The sequence below is a fragment of the Streptomyces sp. NPDC002958 genome (assembly GCF_055563255.1).
Genome location: NZ_JBVHDS010000003.1, coordinates 396,107 through 407,344 on the forward strand (window position 1 = coordinate 396,107; position 11,238 = coordinate 407,344).

10 protein-coding genes are annotated in these 11,238 nt (G+C 72.2%); 3 read left to right on the top strand and 7 right to left on the bottom strand.

Translation table 11 applies throughout. The features are described 5' to 3' along the window. Positions 1-38 precede the first annotated feature (38 nt). On the top strand, positions 39-866 hold the full coding sequence (locus ACZ3IC_RS08165) for a DsbA family protein (RefSeq protein WP_467413761.1): 828 nt from the start codon (positions 39-41) through the stop codon (positions 864-866). A 98-nt stretch (positions 867-964) separates the two neighbouring features. Then, a complete protein-coding gene (gene lgt, locus ACZ3IC_RS08170) occupies positions 965-1,945 on the top strand; it encodes a prolipoprotein diacylglyceryl transferase (RefSeq protein WP_467413763.1) in 981 nt (326 codons plus the stop codon). Positions 1,946-2,295: 350 nt separating this feature from the next. On the opposite strand, the gene ACZ3IC_RS08175 is transcribed toward lgt, so the two are convergent. Genes ACZ3IC_RS08175 through ACZ3IC_RS08205 form a run of 7 tightly spaced genes read right to left on the bottom strand, consistent with a single transcriptional unit; the run spans position 2,296 to position 10,217 of the window. Continuing rightward, positions 2,296-3,108 (bottom strand): HpcH/HpaI aldolase/citrate lyase family protein, encoded by an 813-nt coding sequence (locus tag ACZ3IC_RS08175; RefSeq protein WP_467413764.1) that lies wholly within the window; start codon positions 3,106-3,108, stop codon positions 2,296-2,298. Further along, positions 3,105-4,304, bottom strand: coding sequence for a CaiB/BaiF CoA transferase family protein (locus tag ACZ3IC_RS08180; RefSeq protein WP_467413765.1), 1,200 nt, complete (start codon positions 4,302-4,304; stop codon positions 3,105-3,107). The genes ACZ3IC_RS08175 and ACZ3IC_RS08180 overlap by 4 nt, the downstream gene beginning before the upstream one ends. After that, positions 4,301-5,185 (bottom strand): ribokinase, encoded by an 885-nt coding sequence (rbsK, locus tag ACZ3IC_RS08185; RefSeq protein ID WP_467413768.1) that lies wholly within the window; start codon positions 5,183-5,185, stop codon positions 4,301-4,303. Before rbsK ends, ACZ3IC_RS08180 begins: the two co-directional genes overlap by 4 nt. Then, on the bottom strand, positions 5,182-6,555 hold the full coding sequence (locus ACZ3IC_RS08190) for an ADP-ribosylglycohydrolase family protein (RefSeq protein WP_467413769.1): 1,374 nt from the start codon (positions 6,553-6,555) through the stop codon (positions 5,182-5,184). Before ACZ3IC_RS08190 ends, rbsK begins: the two co-directional genes overlap by 4 nt. After that, on the bottom strand, positions 6,552-7,739 hold the full coding sequence (locus tag ACZ3IC_RS08195; RefSeq protein WP_467413771.1) for an ADP-ribosylglycohydrolase family protein: 1,188 nt from the start codon (positions 7,737-7,739) through the stop codon (positions 6,552-6,554). The genes ACZ3IC_RS08190 and ACZ3IC_RS08195 overlap by 4 nt, the downstream gene beginning before the upstream one ends. Next, on the bottom strand, positions 7,681-8,982 hold the full coding sequence (locus ACZ3IC_RS08200; RefSeq protein ID WP_467413773.1) for an ADP-ribosylglycohydrolase family protein: 1,302 nt from the start codon (positions 8,980-8,982) through the stop codon (positions 7,681-7,683). Before ACZ3IC_RS08200 ends, ACZ3IC_RS08195 begins: the two co-directional genes overlap by 59 nt. Continuing rightward, positions 8,979-10,217 carry an ADP-ribosylglycohydrolase family protein gene (locus ACZ3IC_RS08205; protein ID WP_467413775.1) on the bottom strand — a complete coding sequence of 413 codons (1,239 nt, stop codon included), beginning with the start codon at positions 10,215-10,217 and terminating at the stop codon, positions 8,979-8,981. Before ACZ3IC_RS08205 ends, ACZ3IC_RS08200 begins: the two co-directional genes overlap by 4 nt. Before the next feature lie 265 nt (positions 10,218-10,482). Between ACZ3IC_RS08205 and ACZ3IC_RS08210 the strand changes: the two genes are divergently transcribed. Further along, the gene (locus ACZ3IC_RS08210; protein ID WP_467413778.1) at positions 10,483-11,217 is read left to right on the top strand and encodes a VIT1/CCC1 transporter family protein; all 735 of its coding nucleotides are present in this window, start codon (positions 10,483-10,485) and stop codon (positions 11,215-11,217) included. The last annotated feature ends 21 nt before the right edge of the window (positions 11,218-11,238 follow it).

An 11,238-nucleotide genomic window follows, 5' to 3' on the forward strand; every position in this document is an offset into this window, starting at 1 on the left:
GAGGCACGCACGTGCCTCCCCGGGTCGTTGCTGCGGGTGTGAGCGAGAAGAACGAACAGGGAAAAAGGGCCGCGCGAGACCGGCTCGTCCAGCAGCGCGAGCGCCAGAAGGCGCACGAGCGCCGCAGGCGCGCGCTGATCGTCGGCGGTGGCCTGGTGGGTGTGCTGGCGCTGGCCGCCGTCGCCGGCGTGATCGCCGCGAACACGGGTGACAACGGCGACAAGAGCAAAACGGCGGGCCCCGTTGCCGCGCCGTCCGGTGCGACCGGCAAGGACAGCCTGGTCATCCAGGCCGGCGCGGACAACGCCCCGTCCACGCTCACGATCTGGGAGGACTTCCGCTGCCCGGTCTGCGCCCAGTTCGAGAACGCGTTCCGGGACACCATCCACCAGCTGGAGAGCACCGGACAGATCAAGGTCGAGTACCGCCTCGCCACGATCATCGACGGCAATCTCGGCGGCAGCGGCTCGCTGCGGGCGGCCAACGCGGCGGCCTGCGCACAGGACGTCGGCAAGTTTCCCGCGTACCACGACATCCTCTACCGCAACCAGCCGCCGGAGTCCGACGACGCCTTCGGCGACAACGCCAGGCTGATCGAGCTCTCCGGGAAGGTCCCTGGACTCGACACCTCTGCCTTCCGCGGCTGCGTGGAGGACGGCAAGCACGACAGCTGGGTCCAGAAGTCCAACACGGCGTTCCAGAACGGCGGCTTCCAGGGCACGCCGACCGCGCTGCTCAACGGAGAGCCGATCTTCCCGAAGAAAGGGAACGAACCGATCACCGCGGCGAACCTGAAGAAGTGGGTCGCCGAGGCCAACAAGGGCAAGAAGCCGGGCACGGTCACACCGGCGCCGTCGGGTTCCTGACCGGTGTGCGGCAGGGGAATTGATGACCAGCCCGTTACCCAGACGTTGCCGGGTGGGTTGCCGTACGCCCCACCCGGCAGGGTAGCGTCGACCCTGCCATGAATCTTGCCTATATTCCCAGCCCGTCGACCGGCGTGATCTATCTCGGCCCGATCCCGCTCCGCGCCTACGCGCTCTGCATCATCATCGGTGTCTTCCTCGCCGTCTGGCTCGGCAATAAACGCTGGGTCGCCCGGGGCGGCAGAGCAGGCACCGTCGCCGACATCGCCGTCTGGGCCGTGCCCTTCGGCCTTGTCGGCGGCCGCCTCTACCACGTCATCACCGACTACCAGCTGTACTTCGGCGAGGGCCAGAACTGGGTCGACGCCTTCAAGATCTGGGAGGGCGGCCTCGGCATCTGGGGCGCGATCGCGCTCGGCGCCGTCGGCGCCTGGATCGGCTGTCGTCGCCGCGGGATCCCGCTGCCGGCTTTGGCCGACACGCTCGCTCCCGGGATCGCCCTGGCCCAGGCCTGCGGCCGCTGGGGCAACTGGTTCAACCAGGAGCTGTACGGCAAGCCGACCGATCTGCCGTGGGCGCTGGAGATCAGCGAGGGCCCCAACCGGGTCGCCGGTACGTACCACCCGACGTTCCTGTACGAATCGCTGTGGTGCATCGGCGTCGCCGTACTGGTGATCTGGGCGGAGCGCCGCTTCAGGCTCGGACATGGCCGGGCGTTCGCGCTGTACGTCGCCGCGTACTGCGCCGGGCGGGCGTGGATCGAGTACCTGCGGGTCGACGAGGCCCACCACATCCTGGGCCTGCGCCTGAACGTGTGGACCGCGCTGATCGTGTTCGTGCTGGCGGTGACGTACATGGTGATCTCGGCGAAGGTACGGCCGGGGCGCGAGGAGGTCGTGGAACCCAACGCGGTGGACGCGGAAGGCGTCGAGGACGCGAAGGACGGCGACGCCGTGGATGACGCGGACGGTGCCGTCGCGTCCGACGCGGACGAGAGTGCCGGCAAGGCCGATGACAGTGCCGCGGAGGTGCCGGAGACGAAGGGCACCGCAACCGCGGAGGCGGCGAAGAACGGCTGAGCCGTGTGCGTTTGTGCGTGGGGGCCCCGAACCGACGGTTCGGGGCCCCCAGCTGTATGCCCTGACCTGCGGCCGGGTGTGTCCTCGATCGCCGGACGGGTTTGTTTTTGGTCTGGTGCCGTCGGTCAGGTGACGACGCGACGCTTGTGGCAGTGGCTGCCGGTCGGATGAATCAAGTGCGCCCCTGGCATCACCGGACGGGTGAATCAAGTGCGCCGTTCACCACCGGACGGATGAATCAAGCCCGCGCGTCGCCTCGAACGCCGGGCGGCAATATCAAGCCCGTCCGGCGATCGAGGACGAAACGGTCAGGTGGGCGGGCCCGGCACCCGGCACGCGGCCCCTGCCCCTCATCCCGCCCTCTGTGCCAGCGCCAGCGTGCGGCGGGCCGAGGCCACCACTGCCGCGTCGACGAATCGGCCGTCCGGGAGGGCCAGCGCGCCCTCGTCCGCCACGGCAGCCGCCACGATCTGTTCCGCCGCCTCGATCTCCTGTGCCGTCGGGCGGAACGTCCGCTCGATGACCGGGAGCTGGCGCGGGTGGATCGCCGCCCGGCCCAGGAAACCCAGCACCCGGCCATGGGCACAGGACGCCGACAGACCGTCCAGGTCCCGTACGTCCGGGAACACCGACTGGGTGGGTGGCGCGAGCCCGGCGGCGCGGGCGGCAACCACGACCCGGCTGCGCGACCAGTCGAGCCCGGCGTCGTCCCGTACCCCCAGATCGGCCCGGAGGTTCGCCTCGCCCAGGGCGATGGAGCGCACCTGGGGGTGCGAGGTGGCGATCGTGTACGCGTGCTCGATGCCGAGCGCCGATTCCAGCAGCGGACAGAGCGCGACCCCCGGCGCCACAGCCGCGATGTGATGGACGGTCGCCGCATGCGTGATCTTGGGCAGCCGGATTTCGGCGAGAGCCGGCAGCCCGGCCAGGGCGAGGACGTCCGCCTCGGTGTGGACCCGGACATGGACGGGCGCGGCCGTGTCCTCGGCCGCTTCGGACAGGAGCTCGATGGTGGCCGACCGTGCGTACTCCTTGCGGTCGGGTGCGACCGCGTCCTCCAGATCGACGATCACCACGTCCGCGCCCGCATCGCGCGCCTTGCGCACCAACTCCGGCCGGTCCCCGGGGACGTACAGCCAGGTGAGGGGGACCGTCGCCGTCACAGCACGCTCTCCGCCCGCAGCGCTGCGATCTCCGGGCCCGAAAGACCCAGACCGGTGAGGATCTCGTCGGTGTCCGCACCGTGCGGCCGGCCCGCCCAGCGGATCGCGCCCGGTGTCCCCGAGAGACGGAACAGGACGTTCTGCATCCGCAGCGGTCCCAGCTCCGGGTCGTCGACCTCGGTGATGGAGTCCAGGGCCCGGTACTGCGGGTCCTCCATCACGTCCCGGATGTCGTGGATGGGCGCGATCGCCGCCTCCGCCTTCTCGAACGCGGAGACCGCCGCCTCGCGGGTGTGCCGGGCGATCCAGTGGCCGACCGCCTCGTCGAGCTCGTCGGAGTGCTCGGCGCGCGTGGTGCCGGAGGCGAACCAGGGTTCGTCGATCAGCTCGGCCCGGCCGACCAGACGCATGACCCGCTCGGCGATCGACTGCGCGGAGGTGGAGACGGCGACCCAGTGCCCGTCCGACGTGCGGTACGTGTTGCGCGGGGCGTTGTTCCGGGAGCGGTTGCCGGTGCGCGGCTGTACGTAGCCGACCTGGTCGTACCAGACCGGCTGCGGGCCGAGCACGGTCAGGATCGGCTCGATGATCGCCATGTCGACGATCTGCCCCTCCCCGGTCCTGTCGCGTCCGGCGAGTGCGGCCATCACGGCGTACGCGGTGGCCAGCGCCGCGATCGAGTCGGCGAGCCCGAACGGCGGGAGCGTGGGCGGTCCGTCCGGCTCCCCGGTGATCGCGGCGAAGCCGCTCATCGCCTCGGCCAGGGTGCCGAAGCCGGGGCGGCGCGCGTACGGGCCGAACTGGCCGAAGCCGGTGACCCTGGCCAGCACCAGTCGCGGGTTGACGGCGTGCAGTTCCGCCCAGCCGAGACCCCAGCGCTCCAGCGTTCCCGGCCGGAAGTTCTCGATGATCACATCGGTCGTGGCGGCCAGCCGGAGCAGAACGTCGCGCCCGCCCGGTCTGGACAGATCGAGGGTCAGATTGCGCTTGTTGCGGCCGAGCAGCTTCCACCACAGGCCGACGCCGTCCTTCGTGGGGCCGTGCCCGCGCGACGGATCGGGTCTGCGCGGATGCTCGACCTTGATCACCTCGGCGCCGAAGTCGCCGAGCATGGTGGCGGAGAGGGGCCCCGCGAAGAGCGTGGCGAGGTCGATGACCCGCAGCCCGGTCAGGGGTGCCTGTGCGGGCGCGTTCATGCGGCGTCGATCTCGCTGCGGTACGGCATGGAGGTCGAGGCACCCGGCCGCTGTACGCAGAGTGCGGCGGCGGACGACGCCCAGGCCAGTGACTCCGGTACGGGCCGTCGCTCGCCGAGAGCCACGGCGAGCGTGCCGACGAAGGTGTCCCCGGCCCCGGTGGTGTCGACGGCGGTGACCTCGGGGGCGGGGAAGAGGATGGGTTCGCCGCCCCGGGCCGCGTACAGGCAGCCCTTCGAACCGAGCGTGATGACGACCGCGGGGACCTGGCCGAGCAGGATCTGCGCCGCCGCATGGGGGTCCTCGTACCCGGTGAGCGCGGCCGCCTCGTGCTCGTTGGGGATCAGCAGATCGACACAGTCGAGGAGTTCGGAAGGCAGGGGCTGTACCGGGGACGGGGTGAGAACGGTCCGTACACCCTGGGCGTGGGCCACCCGCGCACCCTCCGTCACGGCGGACAGCGGCAGCTCCAGCTGGAGGAGCAGCAGATCGGCGCCGGCGATGGCGGCCATCTCGCCGGGGCCGAGAGCGGTGATCGTGCCGTTGGCGCCGGGGACCACCACGATGGAGTTGGAGCCCGTGTCGTCGACGACGATGTGCGCGGTGCCGCTGGGGCCTTCGGCGGTGTGCAGCAGTTCGGTGTCGATGCCCGCGTGCTCCAGGTTGGACCGCAGCAGGGTGCCGTACTCGTCGTCGCCCACCGCGCCGATCATCGTCACCGCGCCGCCCGCACGGGCGGCGGCGACGGCCTGGTTGGCGCCCTTGCCGCCGGGAACGGTGCGGAACTCCCGTCCGGTGACGGTCTCCCCGCGCCCCGGAGCCCGTGCGACGTATGCGACAAGATCCATATTGGTGCTGCCGAGCACCGCGATGCCGGTCATGGGCGGAGCGCCTCCTTGTGGATGAGCCGGTGGGTCTGTTCGGCGAGTGCGTCGAAGCCGATGGAGTCGAAACCGGGGACGGACGTGGCCAGACGGTTCTTCAGCGGGGCGGTCCAGCGGTCGGGCAACCCGTCGGGGCTCCCGGCCAGCAGACCGGCGAGCGAACCGGCACTCGCACCGTTGGAGTCCGTATCCCAGCCGCCGGACACCGCACGGCAGATGGAGTCGGAGAAGTCGCCGTCGGCGTGGGTGAGGGCGGCGGCGAGCAGTGCGGCGTTGGGCAGCACATGGACCCAGTGATAGCCGCCGTACTCGGCGTGCAGCCGGTCGGCCACCGTGTCGAAGCCGCCCTTGCCGCGGGCTGCCCCGACACCGAAACGCACCGCGTGCGCGAACCGTGAACGCGGCGGCACGACACGCAGTCCGGCTGCCAGGCACCCGTGCGCATCGGTCTCGCCCCCGGCCGCCTCGGCGAGCGCCGCCGCGGTGAACATCGCTCCGTACACCCCGTTGGCGGTATGGGTGAGGACCGCGTCCCGATGCGCCTGCTCCGCAGCGGCCGACGGGTCGCCCGGATGCGTCCAGCCATGTACATCGGCCCGGATCTGCGCACCGATCCACTCCCGGAACGGGTTGCGGTACCTGGCCGTGTGCGGGGGCTCGATCCCGTCGAGCAGATTGCGGTACGCGACCCGCTCGGCGGTGAACGTCCGGCCGGCCGGGAGCTCGTCGAGCCAGAGCCGGGCGAGATCGCAGGTGGTGAAGGAGGGGCCGTACCGCTGGAGCAACAGCACAGTGAGCAGCGGGTAGTTGAGGTCGTCGTCCTCCGGCATGCCGTCGATGTTCTCGGCCAGGGAGGTGGGCGCGGAGCGACGGTTCCAGGGATAGGTGGCGGCCAGCTCGGCAGGCAGCCCATTGGCGGTGAACCAGGAGGAAAGCGGCCAGTTGCCGGTGGCGCGGGCCAGTGCGCGGATACCGGCGAGCGGCAGCTTCTCGACGGGTTTGCCCAGCAGACAGCCGGCGGCCCGGCCCAGCCAGGCGGCGTGCAACCGTTCCCGGCTCACCGGCGGCGGGTCCGTGCGGGGGGCCGGCCAGTCCGGGCAGGCGGCCCGGATCGAGGTCAGGTCCGTGGGCTCGTCCTTTTCCAACGGCGATTCCAGCAGGGCGAGTTCGTCCAGCAGTCGCTCGGCCAGCGCGCGCAGCTCGGGTGCCGCAGGGGTCGACGCACCCGCGCGCTCCGGGGCGGGGGCGCCACCTGCCTCGTACCACCGGCGTGCGATGGCCCGCGCGTCCCGCCCGTCCTCGGTTGCCTGACGCAGCTCGTGCCCGACCAGGTCCTCGGGCTGCACCCACGTCACGCGCACCTTCATGGCGTCCCCGCCAGCGCGGCGAACGCCGACTCGTGGGCGCGGCGCCGGGCCGTGTCCCGTACGAACACCTCGCGGGCGACGTCCGCCAGGGTCTGCGCGGGGGCGTGCAGATCGAGCCGGCTGGCCTCGGCGACCGTTTTCACCCAGGTGGCGGGGATCGCCTGTGCACCGTTGAGCGCGCCCGCGATGGCGCCGCTCATCGTGGCGATCGAGTCGCAGTCCCGGCCGTAGTTGACCGAGCCGAGGACCGCGTGACGGTAGTCGCCGTCCGCGACGAGCAGCATGCCGAGCGCGATCGGGAGTTCCTCGACGGCGTGCAGCCGGGACGGCCGGCGGGCGCCGAGAGAGGGGGTGCGGTAGTCGGGGCCGACGGTGTCGAAGGGGGCGACGGCGGCACGCATCGGGGCCAGTGCCGACTCGAAGTCGCGGTAGCCGCCGGCCACTTCGCACACCGCCTCGATGGCGGCACGCGTCCCGTCCTTGGCGAGCGACAGACAGGTGTCGACGACGGTGGTGGGCGTCGCGTCCGGGGCGCAGGCGGCGGCGACGGCCGCCGCGAGGACTCCGGCCGCCTCCCTGCCGTACGAGGACTGATGGGCGCCGGCGACATCCAGTGCCTCGGCGTACGCGGCCTGCGGGTGGGCGGCGTTGACCAGGCCGACCGGTGCCATGTACATCGCCGCACCGCAGTTGACGATGTTTCCGGAGCCCGCCTCGCGCGGATCGACATGGCCGTAGTGCAGCCGCGCGACGATCCACTTCTCGGCGAGGAAGATCCGCTGGAGCGGCAGCGCGTCGGCTTCCAGCTCCGGGATCCAGCGGGGGGTGGAGATCAGCTCCGGTACGAGATGGCCGGCGACCGCGTACGCGTCGAGATGGTCGCGCACGGTGCCGTACACCCGTACCAGCGCATGGGTCATCAAGGTGTCGTCGGTGACGTGTCCGTCGCCCTTGTGGTACGGGGCGATGGGGCGGGCGGTGCGCCAGTCGTCACCGTCCCACGGGCCGACGATGCCGCTGATCCGCCCGCCGTGGCGTGCCACGATCTGCTCGGGGGACCGGCCCTCGACCGGCCCGCCGAGCGCGTCGCCGACCGCGGCGCCGACGAGTGCTCCCGTGATCCGTTCATCGAGTGTGAGTGCCGTGGTTTTCGCCTCGGACCGCATGGGCTTCATGGATGTCATGTCCGAATTGTCCACCCGCGGGCTTCGGTTCCGTGTCTGCCAGCAGCCCGGCGAGTTCGATGAGATCGGTCCCCGCGAGACGGGGCAGCGCACACCCCGCCAGGGTGCGGCAGGTCTCGCGCCAGCCGTCCGGGACGGCGCCGATGCCGCCGAGCGCACCGGTCAGCGCACCGGCCAGGGCGGGCGCCGAGTCGGCCACCCGTGACAGACACGCCGCCGCGGGAATGGTCTGGGCGATCTGGCCGCGGGCCGCGGTGGCCAGGGCGAGGGCGACCGGGACGGTCTCGGCGGCGGCGATCCCGTAGCTGTAGACATGGTCGACGATCTGATGTTCCAGCACCGGCACGAGGGCGAACGCGCCCGCCGCCTCGCCGACGAAGTCGCGGGCGATCCGGACGGCGTGGGCGGCGTTGCGGGCGATCTCCGTGCCGTCGGGGAGCTGCGCGAGCGCGGCGTTCACCGCGGTGTCCACGTCCGCGCCACCCAGCGCCTCGGCGATCGCGGCCGCCATGGCACGGGCACCGTGCACACCGTCGCCGTCCTGGGTGTAGCGGGCGTCGAACTCGGCGAGGTCGGCGGCGGCGGTGGGGTCGGCGGGGTGGACGACGGCGAGCACGGCGGCCCGTACGCAGGCTGCGTCGTCGAAGTAGTGCGGGTTGTCGTGGCCGGTCGCGGGCGGGCGCAGGCCGGCGGCGAGATTGCCGAGCCCGGCCCGCACCGAGATCCGGGCGCGCAGGGGAAGCACCGCGGACTCGACCTCGGGAGCACGGGCGGCAGCCGCGGCGACCTCGGCGGCCAGTGCGTTCCAGGCGATATCGATGGCGGCCCGCATCCGCTGCTCGGGGGACAGCCCGTGCAGCGGACCGGCCGCCGAGGTGAGCACGGTCCCGGCGGCGAACGCCGCCCATTCGGCGTCGTCGGAGGGCCCGAGCCGCAGGGGTTCGGGCGGCTGGTTGAGCGCGATGGGGACGGGCAGCGTGGTCGTGGCGTTCTGCTCGGCGAAGGTGTCGAGCTCCCGGGTGAGGCGCCGGGTCCACTCGGGCATCCGGGTGGCCCGGTGCCGCGCGGCGGGCCACCCGGCGGCATCCCCGGAGGCCAGCCCGAGCAACAGCCCCTCGATCCGGGCCCGATGCCCTGGTGCGGGACGGGTGCGGAGGCGGGCGGCCGGGGAGGCGGGGGTGCGGGGAGTGGCGTGCGGGGCGTCCGGGTGGGGGTCGTGCTGGGTGTCGCGCGTGGTGGTCATCGCTCCACCACCGTTCCGCCTGCGGCGGGGGAGGCAGCGAGCGCGACGGGCGCGGTGCCGGTACCCCGTGCCCGCGCACCCTCCGGCGTACGAGCCTCGCCCGGGGCGCCCACGCACACCTCGTCCGGGTCGTCCGGGGTGAGCAACTCCGCGATGTCCAGGACGTGATAACCCCGCATCGACGGCAGACAGCTGCCCCGGACCGGGCTGATCGCCTCCCCCCAGTGGAGCGGAATCGCGGACGCCCCGTGCAGGGCGCCGGCCAGGGCCCCCGCCACCGCGGCCGTCGTGTCCGCGTCGCGGCCCATGTTGACCGCGGTCAGCACAGCCGTACGGAAGTCGCCGCGTGCCGCCGCGAACGCGCCGAAGGCCAGGCCGACCGCCTCGGGCGCCAGGTCCGTCCACGGGTATCCGCCGACGACCACCGCGGAGCGCACCGCGCGTTCCCTGGTGAGCCGGTCGGGGTACGTGCGCTGCGCGGCCGCCACCGCGCGCCGCAGCGAGCGCGCCGTCCAGGAGTCCATCGGAACGACGGACAGCGCGGCGGCGATCACCGACGCGACCCCGGCACCCGCCATCGCGGCGGCCACCCCGGCCGCCACCGCCTGGCCACCGTAGATGCCCTCCCCGTCATGGCTGACCCGCCCGTCCACCGCGACCAGGCGCGCCGCCTCGTCCGGCCGGCCCGCTGCGAAGACGCCGAACGGCGCCGCACGCATCGCCAGCCCGTCGCTCCAGGCGTGCCGGTGCTGGGCGGAGATCGGGGCGGCGAGGCCCCGGCGCAGATTCTCCAGCGTGCCCCGCTCGCTGAACCCGGCGCCGCGGAACGGCCCCTCGTCCAGGTCGGCGATCCACAGATGCCAGGCCCGCTCCACATGGGTGACGGTCAGCGCCGAACCGTGCCGGGCGAGCAGCAGCCCGGAGAAGATCGCGTACTCCGTGTCGTCCGTGCCCGCGGGGTCGTCGCTCACGAAGCCCTCGATCCGGCCCCAGCGACGACGGATCTCGGACGGCCGCAGATTCTCCGCAGGTGCGCCCAGTGCGTCACCGACCGCGAGACCGAGCAGGGAGCCCCGGGCCCGGTCACCCAGGTCCCGCCGCGACACGTCACCCCGGTCTGCACCGTTCCGGTCCACACCGTCCTGGTCCGCACCGTCCTGGTCCGCACCGTCCCGTACCGCCGCCTCCGTACCGCCCGTCCAGGGCTCTGCCGGACTTCCTGCAATCAACTCCATCGCGTCGACCCTTCGCTCGCACCGAGCCAGTTCTCGTACCCTGCTCGATCTGTGCCACGCGGAGCCCTGACAGAGGCCGATAATCGCAACAAAAGGGCCAGTCGGATGACGGCTCGGAGGCAGCAAGGCAGGCCGTACTCACCTGGTCACGGGGGCAGGTAAGTACGGCCTGCCTTGCTGGCGGGGGGCCTTTTTCGTGCGTACTTTCGATGGTGTTGATCGGGGGCGGAGCGCGTGGAACCCGCTGCCGGAGAAGGGGAGAGCTGTGGCCATCATCGAGACCGACGCCGCACTGCACGAGGCACACCGAGACAACCACACCCACCGTGATGTGAACGGCGGCTGGCTGCGCCCGGCGGTGTTCGGTGCGATGGACGGGCTGGTCTCCAACCTCGCGCTGATGACCGGCGTCGCGGGCGGTTCCGTCTCCCAGCAGACGATTGTGATCACCGGTCTGGCGGGCCTGGCCGCCGGTGCGTTCTCCATGGCGGCCGGTGAATACACCTCCGTCGCCTCGCAGCGCGAGCTCGTCCAGGCGGAACTCGACGTGGAGCGGTGCGAGTTGCGCAAGCACCCCAAGGACGAGGAGCGGGAGCTGGCCGCGCTCTACGAGTCCCGCGGCGTCGAGCCCCAACTCGCCCGTGAAGTCGCACGGCAGCTGTCGCGCGACCCGGAACAGGCTCTGGAGATCCATGCCCGCGAGGAGCTCGGCATCGACCCGGGCGATCTGCCCTCGCCGCTCGTCGCCGCCGTGTCGTCGTTCGGCGCGTTCGCGCTGGGGGCCCTGCTGCCCGTACTGCCGTATCTGCTCGGTGCGAGTGCGCTGTGGCCGGCCGTGCTGCTCGCGCTGGTCGGGCTGTTCGTCTGCGGTGCGGTGGTGGCCAGGGTGACGGCGCGCAGTTGGCTGTACAGCGGGCTGCGTCAGCTGGTGTTGGGCGGTGCCGCCGCGGCGATCACCTACGGCCTGGGCGCGCTGTTCGGTGTGGCCGTCGGAAGCTAGGGCGTTTTTCGAAAGTCCCGC

Coding starts and splice junctions, on each gene's coding strand:
- rbsK (WP_467413768.1), bottom strand. CDS start 5,185: ATGACCGGCATCGCGGTGCTCGGCAGCACCAATATGGATCTTGTCGCA.
- ACZ3IC_RS08190 (WP_467413769.1), bottom strand. CDS start 6,555: ATGAAGGTGCGCGTGACGTGGGTGCAGCCCGAGGACCTGGTCGGGCAC.
- ACZ3IC_RS08205 (WP_467413775.1), bottom strand. CDS start 10,217: ATGGAGTTGATTGCAGGAAGTCCGGCAGAGCCCTGGACGGGCGGTACG.
- lgt (WP_467413763.1), top strand. CDS start 965: ATGAATCTTGCCTATATTCCCAGCCCGTCGACCGGCGTGATCTATCTC.
- ACZ3IC_RS08200 (WP_467413773.1), bottom strand. CDS start 8,982: ATGACCACCACGCGCGACACCCAGCACGACCCCCACCCGGACGCCCCG.
- ACZ3IC_RS08195 (WP_467413771.1), bottom strand. CDS start 7,739: ATGACATCCATGAAGCCCATGCGGTCCGAGGCGAAAACCACGGCACTC.
- ACZ3IC_RS08180 (WP_467413765.1), bottom strand. CDS start 4,304: ATGAACGCGCCCGCACAGGCACCCCTGACCGGGCTGCGGGTCATCGAC.